Origin of the sequence: Flavobacterium frigidimaris, from assembly GCF_002217275.1 — a bacterium.
GTDB classification, from domain to species: domain Bacteria; phylum Bacteroidota; class Bacteroidia; order Flavobacteriales; family Flavobacteriaceae; genus Flavobacterium; species Flavobacterium aquidurense.
Genome location: NZ_MUGV01000013.1, coordinates 200,020 through 226,751, shown reverse-complemented (window position 1 = coordinate 226,751; position 26,732 = coordinate 200,020). Strand labels below are relative to the sequence as shown.

28 protein-coding genes are annotated in these 26,732 nt (G+C 33.4%); 4 read left to right on the top strand and 24 right to left on the bottom strand.

The features are described 5' to 3' along the window. Positions 1–449: 449 nt before the first annotated feature. The 7 genes from ypfJ to B0A65_RS07380 all read right to left on the bottom strand — a co-directional run bounded on the left by ypfJ (position 450) and on the right by B0A65_RS07380 (position 10,854). On the bottom strand, positions 450–1,298 hold the full coding sequence (gene ypfJ / locus B0A65_RS07410) for a KPN_02809 family neutral zinc metallopeptidase (RefSeq protein ID WP_074658700.1): 849 nt from the start codon (positions 1,296–1,298) through the stop codon (positions 450–452). 93 nt (positions 1,299–1,391) lie between these two features. Continuing rightward, positions 1,392–5,075 carry a response regulator gene (locus tag B0A65_RS07405; RefSeq protein WP_074658698.1) on the bottom strand — a complete coding sequence of 1,228 codons (3,684 nt, stop codon included), beginning with the start codon at positions 5,073–5,075 and terminating at the stop codon, positions 1,392–1,394. 90 nt (positions 5,076–5,165) lie between these two features. Next, positions 5,166–5,774 carry a hypothetical protein gene (locus B0A65_RS07400; RefSeq protein WP_242670249.1) on the bottom strand — a complete coding sequence of 203 codons (609 nt, stop codon included), beginning with the start codon at positions 5,772–5,774 and terminating at the stop codon, positions 5,166–5,168. A 319-nt stretch (positions 5,775–6,093) separates the two neighbouring features. Beyond that, the gene (locus B0A65_RS07395) at positions 6,094–7,422 is read right to left on the bottom strand and encodes an aldehyde dehydrogenase (RefSeq protein ID WP_074658694.1); all 1,329 of its coding nucleotides are present in this window, start codon (positions 7,420–7,422) and stop codon (positions 6,094–6,096) included. Positions 7,423–7,498: 76 nt separating this feature from the next. Continuing rightward, a complete protein-coding gene (locus B0A65_RS07390; RefSeq protein WP_074658692.1) occupies positions 7,499–8,188 on the bottom strand; it encodes an RluA family pseudouridine synthase in 690 nt (229 codons plus the stop codon). Positions 8,189–8,357: 169 nt separating this feature from the next. After that, entirely contained in the window at positions 8,358–9,176 is an 819-nt protein-coding gene (gene panB / locus B0A65_RS07385; protein ID WP_074658691.1) for a 3-methyl-2-oxobutanoate hydroxymethyltransferase, read from the bottom strand. A 250-nt stretch (positions 9,177–9,426) separates the two neighbouring features. After that, positions 9,427–10,854 (bottom strand): L-serine ammonia-lyase, encoded by a 1,428-nt coding sequence (locus B0A65_RS07380; protein WP_074658689.1) that lies wholly within the window; start codon positions 10,852–10,854, stop codon positions 9,427–9,429. 320 nt (positions 10,855–11,174) lie between these two features. Between B0A65_RS07380 and B0A65_RS07375 the strand changes: the two genes are divergently transcribed. The 4 genes from B0A65_RS07375 to B0A65_RS07360 are packed head-to-tail and all read left to right on the top strand — an operon-like array spanning position 11,175 to position 14,603. Then, positions 11,175–13,322, top strand: coding sequence for a cation:proton antiporter (locus B0A65_RS07375; protein WP_074658687.1), 2,148 nt, complete (start codon positions 11,175–11,177; stop codon positions 13,320–13,322). Positions 13,323–13,358: 36 nt separating this feature from the next. Then, a complete protein-coding gene (locus tag B0A65_RS07370) occupies positions 13,359–13,763 on the top strand; it encodes a hypothetical protein (protein ID WP_123890295.1) in 405 nt (134 codons plus the stop codon). Positions 13,764–13,778: 15 nt separating this feature from the next. Then, the gene (locus B0A65_RS07365; protein WP_074658684.1) at positions 13,779–14,204 is read left to right on the top strand and encodes an SMI1/KNR4 family protein; all 426 of its coding nucleotides are present in this window, start codon (positions 13,779–13,781) and stop codon (positions 14,202–14,204) included. Positions 14,205–14,243: 39 nt separating this feature from the next. Then, positions 14,244–14,603 carry a VOC family protein gene (locus B0A65_RS07360; RefSeq protein WP_074658682.1) on the top strand — a complete coding sequence of 120 codons (360 nt, stop codon included), beginning with the start codon at positions 14,244–14,246 and terminating at the stop codon, positions 14,601–14,603. Between the two features lie 11 nt (positions 14,604–14,614). Here the strand turns inward: B0A65_RS07360 and B0A65_RS07355 are convergent, their stop codons facing one another. The 17 genes from B0A65_RS07355 to B0A65_RS07275 all read right to left on the bottom strand — a co-directional run bounded on the left by B0A65_RS07355 (position 14,615) and on the right by B0A65_RS07275 (position 26,710). Continuing rightward, positions 14,615–15,295, bottom strand: coding sequence for a 2'-5' RNA ligase family protein (locus B0A65_RS07355; protein ID WP_074658681.1), 681 nt, complete (start codon positions 15,293–15,295; stop codon positions 14,615–14,617). A gap of 5 nt (positions 15,296–15,300) precedes the next feature. Next, on the bottom strand, positions 15,301–15,669 hold the full coding sequence (locus B0A65_RS07350) for an iron chaperone (RefSeq protein WP_074658679.1): 369 nt from the start codon (positions 15,667–15,669) through the stop codon (positions 15,301–15,303). Positions 15,670–15,746: 77 nt separating this feature from the next. Further along, positions 15,747–16,214, bottom strand: coding sequence for an SRPBCC family protein (locus tag B0A65_RS07345; RefSeq protein WP_074658677.1), 468 nt, complete (start codon positions 16,212–16,214; stop codon positions 15,747–15,749). A 120-nt stretch (positions 16,215–16,334) separates the two neighbouring features. Continuing rightward, the gene (locus B0A65_RS07340; protein ID WP_074658675.1) at positions 16,335–16,916 is read right to left on the bottom strand and encodes an LOG family protein; all 582 of its coding nucleotides are present in this window, start codon (positions 16,914–16,916) and stop codon (positions 16,335–16,337) included. 75 nt (positions 16,917–16,991) lie between these two features. After that, complete coding sequence (locus tag B0A65_RS07335; protein ID WP_074659227.1) at positions 16,992–17,519, bottom strand: GNAT family N-acetyltransferase; 528 nt, start codon at positions 17,517–17,519, stop codon at positions 16,992–16,994. 185 nt (positions 17,520–17,704) lie between these two features. Continuing rightward, positions 17,705–18,829, bottom strand: coding sequence for a lactonase family protein (locus tag B0A65_RS07330; protein WP_074659226.1), 1,125 nt, complete (start codon positions 18,827–18,829; stop codon positions 17,705–17,707). 128 nt (positions 18,830–18,957) lie between these two features. Then, positions 18,958–20,055, bottom strand: a complete 1,098-nt coding sequence (locus B0A65_RS07325; protein ID WP_074658674.1) for an MBL fold metallo-hydrolase — start codon at positions 20,053–20,055, stop codon at positions 18,958–18,960. A 6-nt stretch (positions 20,056–20,061) separates the two neighbouring features. Beyond that, positions 20,062–20,487: a DUF1801 domain-containing protein gene (locus B0A65_RS07320; protein ID WP_074658672.1), complete on the bottom strand. Its 426-nt coding sequence runs from the start codon at positions 20,485–20,487 to the stop codon at positions 20,062–20,064. Positions 20,488–20,490: 3 nt separating this feature from the next. Further along, positions 20,491–21,540 (bottom strand): serine hydrolase domain-containing protein, encoded by a 1,050-nt coding sequence (locus B0A65_RS07315; protein ID WP_074658671.1) that lies wholly within the window; start codon positions 21,538–21,540, stop codon positions 20,491–20,493. 193 nt (positions 21,541–21,733) lie between these two features. Beyond that, entirely contained in the window at positions 21,734–22,102 is a 369-nt protein-coding gene (locus B0A65_RS07310; protein WP_074658669.1) for a nuclear transport factor 2 family protein, read from the bottom strand. Positions 22,103–22,183: 81 nt separating this feature from the next. Continuing rightward, positions 22,184–22,396, bottom strand: coding sequence for an ArsR family transcriptional regulator (locus B0A65_RS07305; protein ID WP_074658668.1), 213 nt, complete (start codon positions 22,394–22,396; stop codon positions 22,184–22,186). A 7-nt stretch (positions 22,397–22,403) separates the two neighbouring features. Further along, positions 22,404–23,318, bottom strand: coding sequence for a helix-turn-helix domain-containing protein (locus B0A65_RS07300; RefSeq protein WP_074658666.1), 915 nt, complete (start codon positions 23,316–23,318; stop codon positions 22,404–22,406). Positions 23,319–23,330: 12 nt separating this feature from the next. Next, positions 23,331–24,227, bottom strand: a complete 897-nt coding sequence (locus tag B0A65_RS07295; protein ID WP_074658664.1) for an NmrA family NAD(P)-binding protein — start codon at positions 24,225–24,227, stop codon at positions 23,331–23,333. Positions 24,228–24,318: 91 nt separating this feature from the next. Beyond that, complete coding sequence (locus tag B0A65_RS07290; RefSeq protein WP_074658662.1) at positions 24,319–24,804, bottom strand: SRPBCC family protein; 486 nt, start codon at positions 24,802–24,804, stop codon at positions 24,319–24,321. A gap of 313 nt (positions 24,805–25,117) precedes the next feature. Then, complete coding sequence (locus B0A65_RS07285; RefSeq protein ID WP_074658661.1) at positions 25,118–25,459, bottom strand: nuclear transport factor 2 family protein; 342 nt, start codon at positions 25,457–25,459, stop codon at positions 25,118–25,120. A 42-nt stretch (positions 25,460–25,501) separates the two neighbouring features. Continuing rightward, positions 25,502–25,978, bottom strand: a complete 477-nt coding sequence (locus B0A65_RS07280; protein WP_074658659.1) for a hypothetical protein — start codon at positions 25,976–25,978, stop codon at positions 25,502–25,504. Between the two features lie 135 nt (positions 25,979–26,113). Continuing rightward, on the bottom strand, positions 26,114–26,710 hold the full coding sequence (locus B0A65_RS07275) for an NAD(P)H-dependent oxidoreductase (protein WP_074658657.1): 597 nt from the start codon (positions 26,708–26,710) through the stop codon (positions 26,114–26,116). Between the last annotated feature and the right edge of the window lie 22 nt (positions 26,711–26,732).

The window sequence follows — 26,732 nt, the reverse complement described above, 5'->3', positions numbered from 1 at the left end:
TAAAACCTTTGCGCACCTTGCGGTTAAGCACCTCAATCTTGGATTTCAAAATTGGAATTTAAAAAAATTTATCGCAAAGTTCGCAAAGTGTTTTTTTATTGGTGTGTTTGTGCTATGTTTTTAAGTTCGCAAGGCTTTATGAAAAAAAAAATACAAACCTTGCTTAATTCCTTTGCGCACCTTGCGGTTAAGTACCTCAATCTTGGATTTCAAAATTGGAATTTAAAAAAATTATCGCAAAGTTCGCAAAGTGTTTTTTTTATTGGTGTTTATGCTGTGTATTTAAGTTCGCGAGGCTTTATGAATAAAAATTTGCGCACCTTGCGTAAAACCTTTGCGCACCTTGCGGTTAAGCCCCTCAATCTGGGAATTTATTTTTTTGATTTATCAAAAAAAAGCATGACGTTTAAGTCATGCTTCATCTTGGTTATTATAGTTTGGTTTATAAATTATCTAATTTCTGCAAAAGTATCTCCCTGGTTAATGTCACCGGTTTTAAAACCTTTTTTAAACCAGTACATTCTCTGCTCTGATGATCCGTGTGTAAACGAATCTGGAACTACCTGTCCGCTCATTTTACTTTGAATGGCGTCATCTCCAACGGCATTGGCAGCGCTTAAAGCTTCGTCGATGTCATCGGTATCTAAGTTTTTCTGATTGTAGTGTGTCCATACTCCGGCATAAAAGTCGGCTTGTAATTCTAACGCAACGGAAAGTTTGTTTGCTTCGGTCTCACTTTTTCCCTCCTGAGCCTGACGCATTTTTGCTGACGTTCCAAGTAATGTTTGAACGTGATGGCCAATTTCGTGCGCTATAACGTACGCAATAGCAAAGTCCCCACCTTTGGCACCAAATTTAGTTTTTAGTTCCTCGAAGAAGCCCAAATCCATATAAACCTTTTGATCGCCCGGGCAATAAAAAGGCCCTGATGCAGATGATGCCCCACCGCAGGCAGTTTCTACCGAGCCTCTAAAAAGTACCAACTTCGGATTTTTATAGGTTATGCCTTGTTCTTCAAATATTTTGCTCCAGATGTCTTCGTTATCTGCAAGAATCACTCTCACAAAATCCCCCATTTCTTCATCTTCCTTGCTCAATGGAGCAGCGGCTTCAGTTTGCTGTTGTCCGCCCTGCATTTGTTCTAATGCTGATCCTACAGTTTGACCTGTTTCGCCACCAAAAACGTTTAATAACAAAATAATGATACCAATAACTCCGCCTCCAAGAGCGACTTTTCCTCCGGAAACACCTCTTCGATCTTCAACATTATCACTTTGTCTTCTGCCTAACCATTTCATAATACTTTGATTTTAAACTTTTTTAAGTTTTCTTTCATACGAATTTATGTATTTTTTAGCAATTACACATTAACAGAAACAATTTAGTTTAAATTATTTTAACCATTTCCGAATAGCTTCTTCAACAGTGCCTCTTATAATAGGCTTTGAGATATAATCATTCATTCCGGCTGATAAACATTTATTTCGTTCTTCTTTTTCAGCTCCGGCAGTTACGGCAATTATTGGTATACGTTTCCCTATTTCAGTAATTCTGATTGCTTTTGTAGCTTCGTAACCATTCATAATTGGCATTTGAATGTCCATAAAAACAAGATCCGGATTGATATTTTCAATTTGTTTGACGGCTTCATATCCGTTTTCGCATTCAAAAATAATAGCATTCAGGTTTAAATTTTTGACAATCGTTTTTAAAAGAAGCATATTTACTTTGTTGTCTTCTACAATCAAAATGCTTACTTTTTTTCGATTAGAACTATAACTTAAAGCATATTCGGGATTATTTTGTTTAGAAATTTCCTTGAATTTTTCATTAATGCTTTCATGGCTGGTTTTTAAGTTCAGATCAAAATAAAAATTACTGCCTTCGTTTATTTTGCTCTTAAGCTGTAAACCACTTTCCATTAAAGCTAACAATTGATTTGAAATGGTTAATCCTAAACCGGTTCCTCCAAACTTTCTTGTTGTGGAGCTATCTTCCTGAGAGAAAGCCTTAAATATTTTTTTCTGGTTTTTTTCTAAGATTCCAATTCCAGTGTCTTTGACAGAAAAACGAATGATATAATTCTCATCTGACTTTTTATCTAAAACAGTTACACTTAGTTTGATCGATCCTTCGTTTGTAAACTTGATTGCATTGGATAAAAGATTGATTAAAATTTGTTTCAAACGTACAATGTCTGTCCAGATGTATTTTGGAACTTCAGGATCGAGATTTAATTCGAGTTCAAGATTTTTTTGATTCGATTCGTAAATAATCAAATCAAATATTTGTCCTAATATTTTTTGAACATCATACAGATCAATAAAAAGCTCTAGTTTTCCGGCTTCAATTTTAGAGAAATCAAGAATATCATTGATGATTTCAAGAAGCGAATGTGCAGATTGATTGATGGTCGTCATGTACTTTTCCTGAATCTCTTCAAGATTTGTCTTCATCAATAAATGAGTAAATCCAATAATACCATTTAGAGGAGTCCTGATTTCATGTGACATATTGGCCAAAAAATCAGACTTGGATTTATTTGCAGCTTCTGCCAGTTCTTTGGCTTTAATCGCATCTTCACTTTCTTTAATTTTGGCAATATTTCTGTTTCTGTCTAAGGCAGAAGAAATGTTATTGGCTAATGTCTGGAAAATATAAATTTCATCATCGGTCCATTTTCTTTCTTTAGTACAATCATCGAAACCTATAAAACCAGAAAAAATATTGTTGGTAAACAGTGGTAATATTAATATGGATTTAATATTGTTGGCTATTAGTAATTGCTTGAAAAACGTGTCTTCCAGATCCCGGGTTCTTGTATTTAGTACTTTTCTATTTTGAGAATGAAGGATGATTTCTTTTAAATTGTCTTCGGTAAAATCTTGTAATTCGGTTATCTGATGTGCGATTCCGTCTCTCGACCATTTATACTGCTGACTTATAGTATTGGTCTCGAAATTTTTATCATGATAAAAAATATGATCTACTTTTGAAGCTTTTCCAATAATATCGAATGTCTCCTGAAACATTTTTTGCAGGCTCTTACTCAGCAAAAACTTTTCGGTACACAAAGCCAATGCCGATAATAAGTCACTTTTAAGCTCTAATTTTTTCTCTGCTTTTAGTCGCATCTGCGAAGAAATAGCCAATGAAATGACATCAGAAATAGTTCTGGCATAGTTGATGTCTTCATTGTCCCAATCTCTTTTCTCTCCTGTACTTTCAAAACAAACTACACCGGCCAATTGTCCATTTGAAAAAATAGGAACATCAAGCATCGACTTTATTTTATTCTTTTTGAAATAAATTTCCTGAAATTCAGAGGTTTCTAATTTGTCAAAAACATCCGGAGCGTTTATTATGGCTTTGTTTTTTAGTGTTTCAAAATAAATAGGATAAGATTCCTTGTCCAGAATGTTTTTATCACTTAAATTTTGATCATCACTGCTGAATAAATTTTTGCAAATAATAACATCGCCCGTAAATTTCCAGAAACTCACTCTGTTTGCTTTTGAAATGGTCGCCGCTTCTTTAATTATGGAATCAATTACGGTTTGCAGATTGTTATATTCCCGAAAATCTGTTGTCGATAATTTTTTGGTCGAATTATTATAGGCTTCAATTTTTTCTAAACGTCTTTTTTTCTCATTTTCAATATTTTTCATCTCCGTAATATCCCGGGCTATACCAGCAAAACCAATGATTTCGTCTAAATCATTTTTACGAACGATTACTTTTTGTGAGATCCATATTTCGCCTCCGGCTTTCTTTATAATCGGAATTTCGATTGTGGGATAATTGTTGCCATTTTTTTCCAGATTTTCATAGAAATCAACCGCATTTCTAATATAATCTTCGTGAATAAAATTAGAATAATGTTGTAAAATTACTTCATTTTCAGCATAGCCTAAAAGTGAAAAACCAAATTCATTGATAAAGGTAAAATACCCGTCAGCACTTATTTCAAAAATAATATCGGTCGCAGTCTGAATAAGGTTTTTGTATTGATCCTGTACAATAATTTGCTCTGTTACATCCTGACCGATACTGATAATTAAATCTTCTGAGAATTTTTTATCCTTCCATTGAATGTATTTAAATTCTCCGTTTTTATTTTTTAATTTTCTAATATATAATTTATTGTCGATGTAATTTTTCTGGTAATTTTCGCTATCAAATTCCTGGTCTTCTGTTAGTTTCCAAAATTCCATTCCTTTAACATCTTCTGGCTGATAGCCTAAAATTGAAGTAATGGTCTCACTGCAAAAAAGCAATTCTCCATTTTCATTTGTAGCAATTGTCAGGGAATTACCTTTATGAACAATTTCATTAGTAAATCTAAAGTTGTCCCTGCTGTTTAATAAAACAGCATACTTTACCTGATTGATAACGAAGGTCAGAATACTAAAATTGATTAGTAAAACAGATGATTTAATTGGAATTAAATGAAATACAATAGTTACAGTCAGAAAGGTAAAGGTGAGTGCAACAAATGCCCAATAAATTTTAATTGGTTTTAAAATGTTGTAAGAAAAGAAAAAGGAAATTAAAAAAGTAATAATAGGTACAACATCATTTGGGAGATAAATAATATTGCGGGCAACGTAACTTATATAAATGAAAAAGGAAACAATAAAAATTTCCTGAATTCTATCGCGGAGTACTTTTATTTTATCTGTAAGAGCGTAAACTATCAGTACTAAAACACCAATACAAACATTAAGTAGTAAAAGACTTTTTGGTCTGATTCTAAAGATTTCGTTAATGATTTCAATTAGAATAACGGCAATACCAAAAAATAAAATATACAACTGATACTCATTTCTTGCAGTGTCGGTTTCTCTTTTTTTCTCAATAAAACTACCAATTTTCGCTTTAATTCTAAAAAACTGATAAACCAGAATGCTTAAGAAACCAAAGAGCGATAACCCTAAAACAATGAACTTTGGATTATTGTAGAAAATAATTTCGGGATTAAACACATACCAATTTGTAATAACTGCTTTCAGGGTACTACCAAAATGGGTAATTCCTGAAAGCAGTGAATTATACAAACTATAGTTTGCTACCATAGTATTTGGGGTATGTTTGGTTTAGTAAATAGCGTTTTGAATTTTCTAAACAGAGTAGGTTAGGCTCTTTATTTATTTAGAATCTTCGTTTTATTCTAAATCCGACTGACCTATCGTGTCAATTGGATCTTCTTCTTCCATATTAAAAATTCCATAATAAGTCGCGTAGGTCATTGATGTATTAAAAGCAAGCGTGAAAATTATTCCAATGCAGCATCCAAAGAAACCGATGAAAGAGCCAATAAAACCAATAACAACCAGGGCAAAAATTATTAACGGATTTTTACTAATGATGAGTAAACATGATTTCAAGGCATCTAATGCCTTTAGATTCCCGAAAATTACCAGTGGAATAACCAAATAGGTAAGATAGGATATGATTAAATTTAATAATAATGACATTCCGATTATGCCCATTTCATTGAAATAAGCCCCTATAACTGTTGAAATTGCACCGCTAATAATGGCGATGATAAAACCAACTGTAAATATTTGTGAAAAGTGATGTGTTTTATAATAAGTAAAAATAGTCGCAACATTAAATTCCTCATCCTTGTCGGCACAGTCTGCCATTTTAAGAAAACCGGCACTAAAAGGAGCAACAAGACCACTTATTACCGAAGTAGCAAGTAGAGAAATAAGCATTTGTACAGAGGTTTGTTTCTGACTATCGAAATTTTCAAAAAAATCTTTACTCATACTTTCCACTCCATAGTAAGCAAAAAGTACACTAAAAAGGGCGAAAAAAAAGATAACTGAAAAAACTAGAATTATAAGCCCAAAATAAAGAGCTATTTTTTTATAATTTTCGAATGCATGGTTAAAGACAGTTGAGAAATCTAGGGAAAGGCCATGATTTTTAATGTCTTCGATTTGATCAAGTGTAGATTTCATTTTAATAGTAGAATTGTTTTATATTTTTTTTACGCTTAAGTTAATTACAGAAACGTAAATATAATATTTTTAATCAATTACCTATGATAATCTACAAAATATACACAAGGACTTTTTTGTTTGCTTACATCCAGTCTAATAAGCGTTTGAGAGAAACTAATTTATCTTTGTAAGGAGCATATCGCATAGGCAGATCTAACCAATTTCCTTTTTTGACAATAGCTTTATGATGAGAGAAAATATCGAAACTCAATTTGCCGTGATAAGCACCGATTCCGCTATGGCCAACTCCGCCAAAGGGTAATCTTTTGTTTGAAAAATGGACAACGGTATCGTTAATACAACCACCTCCAAAAGAATAATCTGCAATAAGTTTTTTGGCGAAAGAATGATTTTCACTGAAAATATAAAAGGCCAGCGGTTTTTCATATTTACTTATCACGTTATGAATTTCAGCTTCGGTCTCATAAGTAAGAATAGGTAAAATTGGACCAAAAATTTCTTCCTTCATTACAGGACTATCAAGTGCGGGTTCTTCAATTAAGGTTGGCGAAATAAAAAGTTTATTTGCATCCGTTTCTCCTCCAAAAATTACTTTTTCACGCTCGATCATACTGTCTAGTCGAAGAAAGTTTTTAGTGTTGATAATACGGGCAAAATCAGGAGATTTGTCTAGTTTTTTGCCATAAGATTTTATGATTTCGTCAATTAAAAAAGTAATAAAATTGACTTTCATGTTTTTTTGAATCAGAATATAATCCGGAGCGATACAGGTTTGGCCGGCATTGATGAATTTTCCCCAGACAATGCGCTTGGCAGCTAATTTTAAATTGGCAGTTTCATCTATAATACAAGGATTTTTTCCGCCTAATTCGAGCGTTACCGGAGTCAGGTTTTCTGCTGCTGCTTTGGCAACAACTTTACCAACAGCAACACTTCCGGTAAAGAAAATATAATCCCAGCGTTTTGCCAATAATTTATCAGAAACTTCAACACCGCCTTCGTGTACTTCAACGTGATTGATATGAAAAGTTTTTTCAATAATTTTCGCAATGATTGAAGAGGTATTCGGGGTGAGCTCAGAAGGTTTTAAAACCACTCTGTTACCTGCTGCAACTGCTGCTATAAGAGGGCATAAGGCCAATTGAAAAGGATAATTCCATGGTGCAATAACCAAAACGTTTCCGTAAGGTTCTTTGTAAATATAATCGGTAGAGGGAAAGTTGAGAAGGGAAGGGAAAATACGTTTGCGACCGGACCATTTGTAAATGTTTTTGATGGTGTCTTTCAGGTCTGAGATAACATAATTTGTTTCCGTTAATACAGCTTCAAATTCAGGCTTTTTAAAATCATCGTACAACGCTTTTACAATTAAATCTTCGCTTTTTTGTATGTTGTACAATAACTTTTTAAGCGTTTCTTTTCTGTATCCGATGTCGTTTTTATAGTCCATTTTTTGATCAACTTGTTTTTTTACTCTATGCAAGTTAATCGATAAAATTTAAAAAAGTAACAATTAAATCATAAAATCACAATGCATTCCAAATGGTTTCATCAGGAGTTGGTGCAATTATAGTAATTTTTTCTTTAGAAACCGGATGAACAAAAACAAGTTTTCTGGCGTGAAGATGAATACCTCCGTCGGGATTACTTCGATCAAAACCATATTTCAAATCTCCTTTAATTGGCGATCCAATAGCGGCTAATTGCGCACGAATTTGATGATGACGACCGGTATGAAGGTTAATTTCCAAAGCCACATAATTTTGAAGTTCTTTAAATACCGTATAATCTAAACTGGCAATTTTGCTATCCGGAACCTCTTTTAAATGGGCTTTTGAAGTATTATTTTTTTCATTTCTTTTAAGATAATGAACTAATTTGGCAGTTGTTTCCTGAGGTTTATTCTTCACAACTGCCCAATAGGTCTTTTGCGTTTCACGATTGCTGAACATTTCGTTCATTCGTGTTAAAGCTTTACTTGTTCTGGCAAAAACAACAATTCCGGTTGTAGGTCGATCCAAACGATGAATCACACCCAGAAATACATCACCAGGTTTGTTGTATTTGTCTTTAATATATTCTTTAACAACATCAGATAAAGGTTTGTCTCCGGTTTTATCACCTTGCACAATATCGCCTACACGCTTATTAACTACAATAATGTGGTTGTCTTCGTGCAGAATTTGGAGGTTATTTTTATCTGAAATTATTTTCATTATAGACTTGCTTAGATTTTTAGACTTACTTAGACTTCTTAGATTTTGGATTGAAAGAATTCGGCTAAAGCCTTTTTATATTAATAAAAAAGTCCTCCAGCTAAAGCTGGAGGCTATTTATTTTAAAACCTTTGAATCTTAGCAACTTAGAACCTTAGTACCTTAAAAATTAATACTGTTCCTTCTCGTTCGGAAAATCACTCGACTTAACATCAGTAACATACTGACCAATTGCAGAAGTCATTTCCTGATATAAGTTTAAATAGCGACGTAAGAAACGCGGACTGAATTCATTGTTCATTCCCAACATATCATGAATTACCAAAACCTGACCGTCAACACCACCACCGGCACCAATTCCGATAACGGGAATCGAAATACTTTTGGCTACTTTTTCCGCTAAATCAGCAGGGATTTTTTCAAGAACAATAGCAAAACAACCTATTTTTTCTAGTAATTTGGCATCTTCAATTAATTTTTCGGCTTCCTGATCTTCTTTTGCACGAACACTATAAGTTCCGAATTTATAGATAGATTGTGGTGTTAAACCCAAGTGTCCCATTACTGGAATTCCTGCGTTTAATATTTTTTTGATTGATTCTTTAATTTCTTTTCCGCCTTCCAGTTTTACAGCATGTCCGCCACTTTCTTTCATGATTCTTATAGACGAACGTAAAGCTTCTTTGGGATCAGACTGGTAACTTCCAAAAGGTAAATCTACTACAACCAAAGCTCTGTCGACAGCACGAACTACAGATGAAGCGTGATAAATCATTTGATCTAAAGTAATTGGTAAAGTCGTTTCATGACCTGCCATAACGTTTGATGCAGAATCTCCCACTAAAATTACATCGATTCCAGCAGTGTCAACAATTTTTGCCATCGTAAAATCGTAAGCAGTAAGCATAGAGATTTTTTCTCCGTTACTTTTCATTTCGATTAACGATTTTGTAGTTATTCTTTTATAATCTTTTTTAGCGACTGACATTTTGTTTTTTGTTTATTTTTTTGAAGATGTAAAAGTATTGAATAATTATAGATTGAAATCAGCAATAGAAGAATATTTCAGCAGAAAAAAGCTTTCTGTCTTTAAATACGCTTCTAAGTATACTGTCTTTTTCAATAAGGATATGGGGTTTTTATAGAAGTTGTGTTTTTTTTGCCACAGATTACAAGATTAGTGCAGATTACGAAATCTTTTTAAATCTTGTAATCTGTGGCAATATATACTTAGTATTCTAACAATCGGCCATATTTACGGCAATTGCCAATCCGCCTTCAGAGGTTTCCTTGTATTTGGAATTCATGTCTTTAGCGGTTTGCCACATTGTGTTAATTACTTTATCTAAAGGTACTTTTGCATTTTTAGAATCGGTTTCTAAAGCTAATTCAGCTGCATTTATGGCTTTTATAGCGCCCATTGTATTTCTTTCAATACACGGAATCTGAACCAAACCGCCAATCGGATCGCAAGTCAAACCAAGGTGATGTTCCATTGCAATTTCGGCAGCCATCAATACCTGAGCAGGACTTCCGCCCATTAACTCGCACAGTGCCGCCGCAGCCATTGAGGATGAAACACCAATTTCGGCCTGACAACCACCCATTGCTGCAGAAATAGTTGAACCTTTTTTGAAGATACTTCCAATTTCTCCGGCAACCATCAAAAATTGTTTGATTTCTTTTTCTCCGGCATTGTGATTTTCAATTACCAGATAATACATTAAAACAGCCGGAATTACACCAGCGCTTCCATTAGTTGGAGCAGTAACAACACGGCCTAATGATGCGTTTACTTCGTTCACGGCCAGTGCAAAACAACTTACCCATTTTAAAATCTGACGAAATTTAACTTCGGTTTTTCTAATTTCTTCCAGCCAGGATTGTGGATCTTTATAATTAGATAAACCAATTAGATTCTGATGCATATCAAAAGCTCTTCGGCGAACATTTAATCCGCCGGGAAGAATTCCTCCCGTATGGCAACCAATATACATACATTCTAACATCGTATTCCAGATGCGCATTAGTTCCGAATGAATTTCTTTTTCAGTACGCATCGATTTTTCGTTTTCATAAACAATCTCTGAGATCAATTTGTTTTCTGAAATCGTATAGTTTAAAAGCTCAACAGCATTTTGAATCGGGAAGGGGAAAGCACATTTAATCTCTTCTTTTATCTTGGCGTTGGTACGTTCTTCTTTAACAACAAAACCTCCTCCAATAGAATAAAAAGTAGATTCATATTCAGAATTATCCGTTTTATAGGCAGTGAATTTTAATCCGTTTGCATGAAAAGGAAGAAAGTCTTTATTGAAAACAATGTCCTGAAGAAAGTAAAACGGAATCGTAAACTGATTTCCTAAAATGATTTCATTGTTCGTTTCGATCGTTTTAATAATTCCGGCAATATTGTCTACCGGAATGTATTCAGGATCCTGTCCACTTAAACCAAGCATAACTGCCAGGTCTGTAGCATGACCTTTACCGGTTAATGAAAGTGAACCATATAAATCAACCCTGACTCTGGTAACTTGTTCTAAAACAGATTCGTTTTTTAACTCTTCTAAAAAACGTTCAGCAGCGCGCCACGGTCCCAAAGTATGTGAACTTGAAGGGCCAACGCCAATTTTAAGCATATCAAAAACAGAGATACATTCTTCCATTGTACAATTTTTATTAAGACAAAGATAATTGAATAATGCAATGATGTTTTAATTTCAATTATAAATCTTGCAGTTTTGTTAAAATAAATATTAAATATTAATAATTTGGCAAAGAAGTAAATTTAATTACTTAATATCGGGCTTTCATAAAAAGTTCGGGATTTTTTTAGGTATTTTTGTAAATAAGCTATTACTAGAAGAAACTGATCTTTTTAGTTTTTAATAATCGAAATAAACTGCAACTTTGGGTATTTTGTCTGAATGCTGAAAACGTCTTTCTTAGGACAATTAATATACCACACAGGAGCTAAAACCACATTATGATAGAATTTTTCAGAAATTTATTAGAAGAGTTTGAACTGCCACTTAGCAATCCAGTATTGATTTTTTCGTTAATACTTTTTATCATTTTATTATCGCCAATTTTACTGAAGAAAATTAATATTCCGGGAATTATCGGTTTGATTATTTCAGGTGTAATTATTGGACCTCACGGACTTAATATTTTGGCTAAAAATTCGGCTGTAGATCTGTTCTCAACAATTGGACTACTTTATATTATGTTTATTGCCGGTTTAGAACTCGATATGAATGAGTTTAAAGCCAACAAGAATAAGAGTTTACTATTCGGTTTTTTTACTTTTATTTTTCCGTTATCCATTGGTTTTCCGGTTTGTTTCTACCTTTTAAAATATGATTTTAACGCCAGTTTTTTAACGGCAAGTATGTTTGCGACGCATACCCTGGTGGCGTATCCAATTGTTAGTAAACTAGGAATTGCCAAAAATCAGGCTGTTGCTATTACGGTTGGAGGAACTATTTTGACAGATACTGCGGTTTTGATTATTCTTGCTGTTATTATGGGAAGTAGTCAGGGCAATCTGAATCAGGCTTTCTGGATAAAATTAGGAGTTTCATTGGCTATCTTCTCTGCCATTATGTTTTTAGTAATTCCAAGAGTTGCCAAATGGTTCTTTAAGAAATTGGAAAGTGAAAAACACGCCCATTATATTTTTGTACTTTCTGTAGTTTTCTTTGCGGCATTTTTAGCGCAGGTAGCAGGAGTAGAGCCTATTATTGGAGCATTCGTTGCGGGTTTGGCGTTGAATCCATTAATTCCGCAATCATCAGCCTTGATGAACAGAATTGAGTTTATTGGAAATTCGTTATTTATTCCCTTTTTCCTGATTTCAGTGGGAATGCTGGTAGATATCAGTGTGATTTTAAGTGGTCCGACAGCTTTAATTGTAGCCGGAACATTGAGTGTCGTTGCAATTTTTGGGAAATGGATTGCTGCATTTTTTACACAAATTGTTTTTAAATATACCAAAACCGAAAGACAGCTTATTTTTGGATTAAGTAGTGCACATGCTGCCGCTACTTTAGCCGTTATTTTAGTGGGATATAAAGCTGAAATTCTGGATGAAAATATCTTAAACGGAACTATTATTTTAATTTTAATTACGTGTATTGTTGCCTCTTTTGCTACAGAAAAAGCAGCAAAAAAAATTGCAATTTGCGAAGAAGAAGTTTCTCATGAAGATGCCCATAAAGATCAGATTTTAGACGAACATATTTTGATACCGTTGGCGAAAACTTCTGCAACATCAAGCTTGCTGGATTTTGCGCTTTTGATTAAAGATAAAAAATCATCAAATCCGGTTACTTTATTGACAATTGTTCCGAATAATGATCAGGCCGAAAAGAACATTTTAAGATACCGAAAAGCTGTTGATAAATTCGTAATTCAGGGTTCGGCATCTGAAGTAAAAATTAACACGATTGCCCGAATTGACCATAATCCTGCTAGTGGAATTGCAAGGACTTCAAAAGAAATTATGTCCGATATTGTGATTGTAGGCTGGCCGAGAAAAACAGGTTTCTTAGATAAAATTTTTGGTGAAAATGTAGATTCGATTATTAATAATGTAGATAAAAGTTTATTCATTTGTCGTTTCGAAAAAACCTTTATAGAAGAAAAAAGACTGGTTTTCATTTGCCCTCCTTTTTCTGAAAGAGGAGTTGGTTTTCATCTTTTGATGCAAAAAATCTCTCGCTTATCGCAGGAATTAAGTATTCCGATTGTAATTTATGCCGAATACAAAACACACCAATCTATTCAGCAAATTGCCAATTATTTGAAGCTGAACGCTAAATTAGGTTTCAAAAGTATTTTAGACTGGGATGATTTCGATGCTATCTCAGACGAAATAAAACCAACCGATTTGATTGTATTTAATTTATCCAGAAAAGGTTCTGTATCTTACCAATCGATCTTTGATAAATTACCTCAAAAATTCGAAAAATCATTCGATGAAAACAACTTGATTTTAGTCTATCCGCAAGACGATAACAAAGTAACTTCCATGGATGCTTATGAAGATTTTACCGCTACGCCATTAACAAAAGGTCTTGAAGCTATTGAGCAGATTGGTCGCGGTTTGGGGAATATTTTGAAGAAGGGGTAAGTTTAAAATTTTATGAGATATTCTAAAATATTATTTTTGGCAGCATTTCTTGTTTTGATTGGTTGTCAGAATAAAAATAAAAAATCTTCAGATTTAAATAAAAAATCAGCAAAAATTGAAACAAGCGAAAAATTTAATCAGTTTAATATACGTTTTCATTCCGATTCTATTTTTCAAATTTCAAGAATTGATTTTCCAATTGAAGGTTTGTCAGTTTCAGGTTTTGACAGGCACAAATGGACTAAAGAGAATTGGGAATTTATGATAATTCCTGTTTCAGAAAAAAATACAATTGATGAGTACGAACATAGTTTGATTAAAAATGATAGTCTGGTAATTGAAAGATTTTGGATTCCTGATAGTGGATTTGAAGTTGAAAGGCAATTCAAACTTATTAGAAACAAGTGGTTTTTAGTTTATTATAATGATATAAATTTATAAAACAGAATTTCAGGTATGAAGGCTCTAGAAAAGATAATATCAAAATATAGTTTTCCGAAAAGAGATGTATACGCAACTAGTAATGTAAATGATGTTGAATTGTATTCGAAGTTAAAACTTCCTGAGGATTACATTTTTTATCTCGAAAACTATCATGGAATCGATCAGTTTATTGGTGTTGAGTTTATAAATCTCTGGAGTTTAGAAGAAATTATTAAAACCAATATAAGCTATAATATTGTAGAAGAATTACAGCAGACGATCGGAATTGGATCAAATGGAAGTGGAGAATTTATTGGAATAACATTGGATCAAAACCAGAATGTGAAAATAATTCTTTCCCCTTTTATTGATTTGAATAGCAAATATCATATTGAAATCGGTACTTCTTTTACAGATTTTCTTGTTCGTTTGGATAATGGAATTGATTGGTTTTCTTAATTTTACTAAAAACTTCCTGAATTTTAAAGCTAAAAAAAAATGCAACATAAAGCTAAATCCATCCGACCATTCATAGGAGCTAAAGATTTTGAAATCTCCAGAAGTTTTTACCGGGATTTAGGATTTGAAGAAACGGTTTTAGATCCCAAATTTTCTGTTTTTAAAACCGATGAAATTGCTTTTTATCTTCAGGATTATTATGCTAAAGAATGGATAGAAAATACCATGATTTTCTTAGAAGTGGATGACGTCGATCGTTATTATCAAGGACTTTTGGCTTTAAATCTAACCGAAAAATACGGAGTGAAATTAACACCAACACGTCATTTAGATTGGGGAAGCGAATGTTTTTTACACGATCCTTCCGGTGTTTTATGGCATTTTGGAAAGTTTAAGTAAAAAGAAAAAAACTATAAATAGAAATCAGCCAGACTAATTGTTTTACTTTCCCGCTGATACCAATCATTATAGACTAATTCTAATTTAGTAACGGTAAATTCTCCAAAATTGCAATCTCGAAATTTTTCTGTAACGGCTATTAATTTCTCTGGATTTTCTAGTTTTTCCTGAAATCTCACAACGGTAGAATGTGCAGTTGCAATGGCATAACGGCTGTCGATACTCTGTTGTAAAGTTGATTTTTTGAAATTTTCGCGTAATGTATTTCTTAAATTATTCATAGATTCATCCGTTGGAAAACCCTGAATCATTATTGCCGAAGGTGAAGCTGTAATGCCTTTCAATTCAATTTTAATTTTATCTACATCAAGTAAACTTTTTTGAATGATTTCGATATATTCTTCAGTCTTAATTTTAGCCAAAGTAAAGCCTTCATAACAGGAAATAATCGACATTACCGTAATATGAATGTCTGAATTAGGATAGTAGTATTGTTTAGAATCAATTGCTCTCAGTTCGTTTAAAAACAACTGAATTTTAGCTTTGACTTCATCGTTTGGACGAATCAATAGTGTAATGCCGAATCGGGAATCCGATGCGTCATTAATCTGGTTATCAACTTTAGAATTTCCTTCTAAAATAGCTTTTGAAGATTTTGTATAAAGTTGACTATAATGTTCTTGTAAATTCATTGCTTTTATTTCTTTTTCGCTTTCTCCAGATTCTGTTTCACTCTGAATTTTACAATTTTTGTAATTAAATCAAATGGCATTGGTTTGTTCAAAGGAAATTGTACAGAACCTTTTCCGGATTTATATTGAGAAAGTTCTGCTGCAAAAGCTTCGTGACCACTGGGTAAAGCATACAAACCAATATGGTTTTTAAAAGCGGCAAAGTAAACTACAATTCCGTTTTGCTCAAAAGCCGGCATAGCATAACTGATTTTTTCTTTGGCATCTGGTGCAGCTTGCTGAATCGTTGCCCTGACTTTCTCCAAAATTTCCTGAACGTCATTTGGAAAAGCGCCAATGTATTCCTCAATATTTGCTGGTTTTTTTGTTTCCATTGTTGTTAGTTTTTTTTTGTTTCAGGTTTCAGGTTTCAGGTTGAAACGAACTTGAAACCTGAAACCTGAAACTTTTTTTACGCAAGTCCCTTCGGAAACCTGTCCAAAACTAAATTCAATAAAATATGATGTTCTAAATAGGCTTTTGCACCCGCCAAAACCAAGGTAAAACCTTCAGTTGAATTGCGAACCTGATCAATTATTTTATCTGAATCTCCTTTAAACCCAGAATTGGTGATGCTCACAAAGGTTTCATTTTCGTTTAATGGAGTAAAAACCCATTCCACCAAAGTGCTTTCTTCCGGGCCTCCCCATTCGATTACAATTTTTTTATTTTCCTGTAAAACATGAGTGGTGACCGTTAAGGAAAAACCATACATTTCCCAGGTCCATTCCGTTTTTTTATCTTGTTTTAATTTGCCTGAGCCTTTTGTAAACCAAAATTTACTTGTGATTTCCGGATCAGTAAAAGCCTGAAAAACTTCTGAAACAGGTTTTCTAATAAGCATTTCGGCTTTCGCGTATTTATTATTTTCTGTTTTCATCTTTAATTGTGAATTGTGAATTGTGAATTGTGAAACTTAAAACTTAAAACTTGAAACTTGAAACTTGAAACTTGAAACTTGAAATAATTTTTTTCGGGTAACTAATTTAAGAATAATACTTTACACTTCATCCTTATCAATCCATTTTCCAACTGAAGGTGGCGTATAATTTCTCATTTGATGTAATAAATCGGGAATAGTATCACTAACCAAAAGCATTTTTTGATTTGCTTCTTTTAGTAAACCTTTTTTAGTCATGTTTTCAGTTAATTTGATTAAAGAATCATAAAAACCATTGATGTTTAGAATCGCGATTGGCTTTTTATGAAGTCCCAATTGTGCCCAGGTTAACATCTCAAAAAGTTCTTCCAATGTTCCAAAACCACCCGGAAGCGCAATTACACCATCACATAAATCATTCATTTTGGTTTTGCGTTCGTGCATGCTTTCGACCAAAATCAATTCGGTTAAACCGAGATGCGCAATTTCTTTTGATCTTAAAAAGTTGGGTAAAACGCCAATAGCTTTTCCGCCATTATTTAAAACACCATCTGCGACAGCGCCCATCAAACCTACATTTGCGCCGCCGTAAACCAGTTGTATGTTTTCTTTGGCAAATGTTTGACCAAGTAAAATCGCTTGTTCTGTATAAATTGCTTCGGTTCCAGAACTTGAACCGCAGAAGACAGTAATTCTTTTCATTAGTTTTTTTTATGTGAAATGTGAAATGCAAAAAGTAAAGTATCAAAGTTTTTTGATCTTCATCTTAAGAATCTCTCATTTCTTTTTCAATTCATATTCAAAATACGGCACGTCAACACCATTTATAGTAAATATCACATCATTTATTTTTTCTGCTCCAAGCTTCAAAACGGCTTTTTGCGAACGAAAATTTTCTGATCCGATATGAAAAAGCACTGAATTAACATGCTGAAAAGCATAATCTATCAATAATTTTTTATTTGATTTATTATATGGCCCTCCCCAATATTTTCTTGTAATAAAAGTGTAGCCAATTCCAACGCTCGATTTTTCGGGATTGTAATCGTAGAAGCTAGTTGTTCCCATAACTTCGCTGGTTTGTTTATCGAGAATTAAAAAACCTCCTTTTTTATTAATTATAATGTCAAAATAAGTTTTAAAACCTTCTTTTGTGTATCGGTCTTTTGAGGGATTCTGTTCCCAAATCAGGGGGTCAGAAGCTGCTTTAAACAACACTGCAAAATGTTTTTCTTCTAACGGAATTAACTTTGTGATTTCGTTTTCTAAGAAATCGGGTTGTAAATTGAAATTTGTAGTTATCATTTTTGAAGTTTTAAATTTGTATTTGATTACTGGCATTTATCAAGTATGTCATTTCGACGAAGGAGAAATCCCCGCAAGTAGCTCTGCAAAGATTGTCCGCCTTTCTGTGTGGAGTTACTTGCGGGGATTCCTCGTGCCTCGGAATGACAAAAAATAATAAATACTATAATTCTGGCGCAATTTGGTTATATCCTTTTAACCTGAACACAAGAAACGTTTTCCATTTTAATCTCGTTTCCAATTTTCCTTAGCAAACCTGTTTTTTCGTTTCTTTTAAAAACGACAACATTTCCAGTTAATACATTACTGGCAACAAGAAATTTTCCACTTTCATCCAAAGCAAAAATTCGTGGATGTTTTCCTAAAGTCGATTGATAACCAATGTTTTTCAGAATACCATTTTCGTCAATAGAAAAAATGGCAATGTTGTTTTCTTTGCCCCGGTTTGTAGCGTACAAAAACCTTCCATCGGGCGAAATATGAATGTCAGAACTTTCAAAACCTTCTGTGATTTTATCAGGATGTGTGTTAATGCGCTGAATCTTTTTTAATGTTCCGTCGTTGTATTGGTAAACACTAATCGCGCCCGCCATTTCTTCAATACAATAACCAAACTTCTGATTTGGATGAAAAGTGAAATGCCTTGGCCCGGCCTCTAAATCTGTTTTGGTAAACGGATTTTTTGTTTCCACCAATGGCTGTTTTTGCGTTTCATCAAATTTATAACAACGTATTTTATCGGCACCTAAATCAGGTAAAAAAAGATAATCATTTTGAGGCGAAAAGACAGCCGAATGCACATGCGATCTGGTTTGTCTTTCTTTATGAACGCTTCCATCTGAATATTGAAAATTCTGCGCAAGCGAATCTATTTTTCCGTTTTTTAAAAGAGGATGAACGGAAACACTTCCTTCTGTATAATTAGCATTCACCAACCATTTTCCGCTTTTGTGAACCGAAACATAAACCGGGTTTTCGCCCCCGCTTTTTTGTTTGTTTAAAAAAGTCAGGGTTTTGTTTTCAGGATTAAATTCAAAACTGCTAACATTTCCGTCATTTGGTGTTTTGGTTTCCGTGCAGGCATACACATATTTTCCGTTGGGAGAAACGGTTAAATAGGACGGATTTATAACATTTTTTGCCGAAGTCACCTTCGTTAGTTTTCCTTTTAAGGTATCTAACTGATATATCTGAATTGATTCGGCATTCTTATCTTTGTTATAACTTCCCAAAAAGACATACGTATTCTGAGAGAATATATTTAAAGTTACCAGAAAGGCAATGGCTACAAGGTTGATTTTTAGTTTCAAGGTTTTTTTAGTTTCAGGTTTCAAGTTTCAGGTTTCAGGTTGGATCAAAAATCTATTTTCTATTTTCTATATTCTATTCTCTATATTCTATATTCTATTCTCTATATTCTATTCCCTATTTTCTAAAACTATCTAACTCCTTTCCACCATTGTTGAAACACTTGATTTTCGTTTTTCAACTCCACTAATTCTCCAATCTTTGGTGTAATCAACGGAATAGGATTTTCTGAATTAGCATTCAATTCGGTTACTTTAATCAAAGGTTCATCCCAGGAATGCAGCGCTAAAGGAAATTTTGAATTATGTACCGGAAATACTCTTTTTGCTTTTAAGTCTTTCATCGCTTTTATTACATCTTCCGGTAAATTGTGGATGTATTTCCAGGCCGGATTGTATTGGCCATTATCGATAAGCGCAATATCAAAAGGGCCATATTTATTACCAATTGTTTCATAGTGAGAATCATAACCACTATCTCCGCCCAAATACATTTTGAAATCTTTGGTTTCTAAAATAAAAGAAGTCCAAAGTGTATTACAGCGTTTGATACTTCTGCCAGAAAAATGTCGTGACGGAGCCGTATAAAGTGTCAAATTCTGATCTAATTCTATTTTTTCATGCCAGTCTTTTTCGATACTATTTTCTTTCGAAAAGCCCCAAAATTCAAAATGTGAACCAACGCCAAGTGCCGTAATTACTTTTTTTATTTTTGGTTTCAGTTCCATAATGGTTTTATAATCTAAATGATCATAATGATCGTGTGTGATCAGCAAATAATCAATTTCCGGAATATCATCATAGGTATAAATATCAGTTCCTTTAAAGGCCTTTGTAGTGCCATAAATAGGAGAAGCGTTGCCGCTGAAAACAGGGTCAATTAAAAAACGTTTGCCTTCAAGCTGAATGAAATAGGAGGAATGTCCAAACCAGATTAAAACATCCTGATTTAAAGGCAATTCTTTTAAATTGGTTTTTACTGAAGGAATAAGATCGGTTGGTATTTTTCGGTCAACCTTTTTAAAGAAAAAATCTTTTAAAACGTCATAATAGCCATAACCTTCTGCAAGTTCCGGAGTAAAACTTTCATTTTCAAATTTTCCATTTTTGTATTGAGGTGATTTTTGTATTAATGCGAGTCTTTCGCCAGAAGGTTGTTTTCCATATCTTGGATGAAATAAAAAATACAATAGGAAGGCTAGTAAAAGTAATATTAGGGTTAGGATCATTTTTTTTTATTTAGAAGGATATAATTTATTCAAATTTTCAACAGAAAGCGAAACCATTTTTTTGAGTATTTCAATATCAATATCAGCTAGTTTTTTGACATAGATACAGCCTTTTGAAGGTTTAAATTTTCCGAATTTCGGAAGTAAATCCGCTCTGTTTTCAGCAGTCAGATGAAGATATAATGATATAGCACCTTTTCTTGGCGAAAAACCTGCAAGTGTCGAATCACCCTCGTGTCCACTGGCATATTTGTAATGATAGCTTCCGAAACCAATAATGCTTGGTCCCCACATTTTAGGTTCAAAACCAGTTACTTTCTGCATTATTTTAATAAGCTCAAAAGAGTCATTTCTTTTTGTTTCATCGTCTACAAAAGTGTTGATAAAATCTAAAACACTGGTTTCTGTTTCTGTCGTTTTATTTTTTGCCATGATTTATTTTTTTGAATGAAGTAAATCGCTTTTAAAAAGAATGTTTCTGATTTTAATTTCCGTGGCATAAAATAAATCCATATCAGCATTAGATTGATTTTCCAATACAATCATACTTAAATCGCTTTTTGGAATATATAGATTAACCGAAGAAAAGCCATCTCCTAAACCGGTATGCCCAACATATTTTATAACATCTTTTTCAATAATTCTGATGCCTAAACCATAACCTTCTTTTTCTCTTCCAAAAAAGCCGTGTTGTGCTGTTATATCGTATTGAAACATTAACTGGTAGCTTTCTGGTTTTAGCAGTTTTCCTTTATGTAAATTTTGATTCCAAATTGCCAGATCACCAACAGTTGAAATAACACCATTTGACGCGATGCTTTCTGTCGTAATCATTGTTTTTTCTACTGGTTCGAAAACATTATTCGTATTAACATAACCGGAAACAACATCTTTCATTTTATCTTTAGAATAGCAAAAAGTATTTTTCATTTTTAATTCTTTAAAAAACGCATTCGCTATTTCTGAGTAACTTTTTTTAGAAGTAACTTCAATTATTTTTCCCAATAAACTATAGCCTAAATTTCCGTACTTAAATTCGGTTCCCGGTTTAAATAAAAGCGGTTTTTCTACGTCAACTATTCCATGCGTGTGATTTAATAATTGATGAACGGTCACAGAATCTGTCCAGCTTTGTTTCAGTTCCGGTAAATATTTTTTGATTGGCGCCTGCAAATCAATTAAACCCTTTTCGACTTCTTTCAAAATTAAAACAGCTGTAATCTGTCTTGTATTCGACATAATTTCAAACTGGCTGTCAAATTGTAAAGGTTTTTTAGTTTCAAAATTTTCAAAGCCATAAGCTCTGTTGTATAACGTTTTTCCGTTTTGAGCAATCAGAATTACACCATTAAATTTAGGATCGGCAACTTTAATTAAACTGTCGATACTGGCGGCATAATTGCCTTTTTTTTGCGCAAATGAATTACAGTTTGAAAATAGAAAAATGATAGAAAGAAGGGAATAGAATCTGGTAATGGCGTTCATTAAGAGGTTTTAGGTTTTTTAGTTTTTTTGTTTCAGGTTTCAGGTTTCAGGTTTTCAGTCTCAGTCTCAGTCTCAGTGACAGTTTTCAGTAACAGTTTTCAGTAACAGTTTTCAGTCTCAAATTTTAGTCTCTGTTTTCAACTGCAAACTGCGACTGCAAACTGCGACTGTTTAACTCCGACTGTAAACTTTTTTAAAAAACTCCGTTTTCGTTAACGGTTACTTTTGGAATCGGTTGTCCTAAATCCCAAAGTTCTACTATTTTGTCTGCTTCAAATCTAAAAATATGCACGACTGCCGTACCTAAATCAGTTGAATTTTGTTTAACACAGGAGTGTACTGCCACCAAATCGCCATCTCTTAAGGCATGATGAATTTTAAAAGTCTTATTCGGATTTTTTCTTGAAGACTCTTCCATGGCTATCATTAAAGTATTGGCATCGCCTTTAAAATACGCATTATGGTGCTTAAAATTCTCGCCTATATAAAGCCGGAAAGCTTCGTGTGAATGCCCATTTGCAGCGAGTTTTAAAAATTCCTGGGCAATATATTTCTTAGTCATGACTCTAAAATTAAAAACAAACTAAGTTATGAAATTTAGAAGTAGGTTTTCAAGGAAATAAAGCGTGAATTGGAAGTTTTTTTACAGGTTTTCTGATTTGATTTGAGAAAGATCAAGACCTAATTTTTCGAATTCTTTTTGACCTGATTCGGTAATATAAAAATGTTTATCAGAAAGCTTTTTTTTGGCAATCCAGCCCTTATCTGCAAAAAATTCTGCAAGCAATTGACCGAGTTTTCCACCAATATGTTCGTAACACATTTTTGCAGGTTTTATTTTGGTGGATTTTTCCATTATGATGTCAATTAAAAGACTGTCTAAATTCTAAAGGCGAAATATTGGTCTTGGTTTTGAATAACTTACTGAAGGATTGCTGATGCTCAAAACCCAATTCAAAAGCAATTTCACTAATCGATAAATCTGTAGTCGAAAGTTTTTCTTTTGCCTTTTCAATCAATTTATTGTGAATATGCTGTTGTGTGCTTTGTCCTGTATGGAGTTTTAATAATCCACTTAAATAATTGGGCGAAACATTTAGATTTTCTGCAATATAATGTACGGTTGGTAATCCTTTTTTTACCAGAGAAGCATCAGTAAAATAATCTTCCAATAGTTTTTCTAAACGTTCCAAAATCTGATGGTTACTTATTTTTCTGGTAATAAATTGTCGGTTATAAAAACGTTCGGCATAGGTCAGAAACAATTCAATTTGTGCAATAATAACGTCCTGACTGAATTTGTCAATATTAGACTGATATTCCTGGCGAATATTTTTGATAATACCAATAAGCATATTTTCTTCCTTATCTGAAAGATGCAGCGCTTCGTGAACGGCGTAACCAAAGTATTCGTATTGTTTGATTTTCTTGGCAAGTGGTGTATTCCACAAAAAATCAGGATGGATCAGTAATGACCATCCTGTATGTTGTAATTCGGCATTGCCTTCTATAGAAAATACCTGTCCTGGCGATATAAACATCAAAACACCTTCGTTAAAATCATATTCCTGCTGACCATATTTCATTTTGGCATTGGAATTTCTTTTTAGCGCAATCGAATAAAAATCAAGCATCAGACTCTTAGGTTCGTCTTCATTAAGATATTTAAGATCTTCAAAATTATAGACGCTAACCAGAGGGTGTTCCGGTTTAGGCAAATCTCTAAATTGATGAAATTCGCTTATCGTTTTAATACGGAGAGGTTGCTGATTTGCCATAGTACAAGTTACTTAATTTTGATTATAAATCGCAGCAAATTCTTTGGCGTAATCTGTCAGTTTCATTTTTCCCATTACAGCAGGTCGGTTATTGTAATAATCTTCACCCAATTGACCATTGTAAAGTCCGGCGTACATTTCGACCAAACCCTGAGCAATTTTTGGCTGCATTCCAATCGAAACCAAACCATTTAAAGTTTCTTCATCACTGATTAATTTCCATTCCAAATCGGGTTTTCCAATAGCTTCTCCTAAAATACGAGCCGTTTCATCACCTGTAACTTCTTCGCTTGCAACATAACGAACTTTTTTCCCGTCAGGCGGAGTTGTTAATTCTTCAGAAATAGCTTCAGCAATATCGTTTGGAGAAACCCACGGTATCATTTGATCTGCGCCATAATTTGCAGCAATAATCCCCGCATTTTTTATCATCGGAATGTAAGCCAGTAAATTGTAATAAAAAGAAGTTGGACGCATAAACGTAATCGACACATCCTGAAGTTGCTTTAAAACGGCTTCAATTTCATTATAACGCTGAATAATCCCGGAATTTTCTTTTAAATGCGCCCCAATGCTGCTCAAAAATACCACACGTTTTATGCCTGATTTTGAAATCGCTTCAGCATAATTATTTCCAATTTTACGTGTAAAAGCATCGAGATCAAGATTTGGATCGAAATAATTCGCACGCGGAATCATGCAATAAACGGTATCTGCACCTGTAAAAGTTGTGGTTAAAAACGTTACATCTTCAACAGATCCAATGGCTGCTTTGGCACCTAAAGCTTCAATCGAAGTTTGTTTTTCGGCATCGCTGGTAATTACCGTAATGTCGTGTCCTTTTTGCACTAACGCTGTGGCTAGTGGCTTGCTAATGTTCCCTAAAGAACCTGTAATTATAATTTTCATCGTATTAATTTTTTGATGTTACAAAGTTGCGCAACATCAAAAGGAGAATTGTAGCCAAATCTACTATTCTCTTAGCCAAAAAAAAGGAGAATTACTTCGCGCTCAGTTGCTTTTCGTTTTCTGTTTGCGGTTTGTCTTTGCCGTTTGGCTGGCCTTTTCCGGTCGTAATTAGTTTTTTTAAACTGTTCTGAATGTAATTGGTCCAGGAATCCCTGCAAATATCATAACATTCATCATCAGGAACTAAACCAACATGTGTAAATCGAAGTGCTGTTTTTCCGTCTTTTTCCGAAATCTCAAAAGTAGGTTTTGTACCTGTCCACTCCGTTTCGTCTTGTGTGAATTTGAAGTAATTTTTCTCCACCAGCCAAACAATTTTCTGATTCGGAATCACCTCAATCAATTTGACTTTGCAGCGATGCACATCTTCATAATGATAATCAAATTCGTCGTTCAATTGGGCTGTATGGCCTTCAATTTGTTCAGACCACCATCCGCGAACATTTGTAACGGCATTAAAAACTTCTTCCGGAGATTGGTCAACTATAAGGGTCGTGGTAAAATCTTGCGCACTCATCGTATATCGTTTTTAGAAAGTTAGATAACAAATTTACGATCTAAAAATCAATATGTTAGGGTATTTGTGAGACAATTATAAGGGGTGAATCAGACAAGTTAGAATTTTAGATTTTTGGAATTTGGAATTTAAATTTTGGAATTTAATTTTCAGGAGCAGAAGAGTCATTTTCATAAGAATGACCTGTCCCGCTGTCCACTATATTCCCAATTAACAAAAACTACGGCTAAAAAGCCTTGTTTTTCTAAATCGGGAGATGCCGTTCCCATCGGGGCTAGATTAGAGGTTTAGTTTTAAAAGAAATGAAAACTTTCTACTCTCTCATAATATCCATTCTGGTTATTTTTTGATCTTGTATTTCAAAAATAACGACTTGTTCTTTTTTCTCATTAATTCCATTTCGTCCATAAACATATTCATGAACGATTGCTTTATTAGTAAAGTAAATGGTTTTTATAAAATCGGCATTCAAATCCGGCGATTGCTCGAATAGTTTCACAAACATTTCCTCACATTCTTTTTTACCATTAATTACTAATTCATGATCTGAAAAAGTATAAATCTTTGTATCCTTGGTATATAAAGACATCATGTTTACAATATCCTTGTTATTGAATGCAGACATTTGTCTGTCAACGATTTCTTCTATTGTCATTTTAGTTTAGTTGAATTAATGTTTTCGAACCTTGCGGTTAAGTTATGTTTTATTGCGTTTAGTTCCTCTCAGCAGTCCAATCAATAAATTAATAATAAAAATTGGCATCCCCATAAAAGTTATAATTAACGATTCTAAAACTAAAGTTATATTTATAACTTGATCTTTATAATTGAGTAAAGGAAAATTAGGGTCAATTACAAACAATTTATCATCGAGAAAAATAATTAACCAATAGCTTATAAAACTTCCAATCAAAATAGTAGAATGAATTATAGTTAAAGGTTTTATAAGCTGCTTTTGAGGCAGTTTTTCAAATAGCAAATATAGTAGTCCCGTCAAAAAGTAAGTAGTAAACAAAACTAATGTACAATCATAATTGGATATTACTAAATAAGTTGAGTGAATATTAATATCTAAACCTGAATTTGGATCATTACTTCGATGCATTCCTATCAATAAAATAAGTATAGAAACAATTAAAAATAAGTGGTGGGCTTTTATTTTTTTAAGAATCATAAGTTATTTAAATTGTAAGAAATTGTAGGTAAATACGAAAATAACAATTTTATATTCACTGCAACAATAAGTACAAAACTTATTTAAGTAAAGTAAAAAACAAATCAGCTTAAATCTGCAAAATCTGCGTGCAACTTAATCGCAATATTTACGAATACGATCAACAACTTCTTCAATCTCAAGAAAATGCCTGCCCATTACTTTTTCTAATTCCAACGTTCCTCCCAAAATCAACATTTCTTTATTTTCAAATCGTTTTCCAAGACGGTCTTCGAGCATAATAGTTTCCATGCTTTGTGCCATATTAATTTCTTCTAAAAACGCGTTTGGATGCCCAGCTGTGCAAATCACAAGACCAAAGGGAACGGTTTTCATTTTTTGAGAAGTTTCATTCTGTCCGTAAGCATATCCAACAGAATAAACCCGATCAAACCAGCCTTTGAGTTTCGCCGGACAATCGCTCCACCAAACCGGATAAAGAAAAATAATGCAATCTGCTTTTTCAATTTTTGCATGTTCATCTAATACGTCATTAGAAATAGGAAGTTCCGTTTTTGCAAAACCTTCTCTTTCATACTCTTGTTCCGACATATCGCTCTGAAAATTCATGCCGTATAAATCGGATAGTTCAAGATTCCAGTTTTGATTTGAAATTTGAGATTTTAAATGTTCCAAAACCTGAAAAGTATAAGACTTTTTACTCGGATGACTGTAAACGATTAAGATATTCATAATTTATATTTTGAAATTAAGG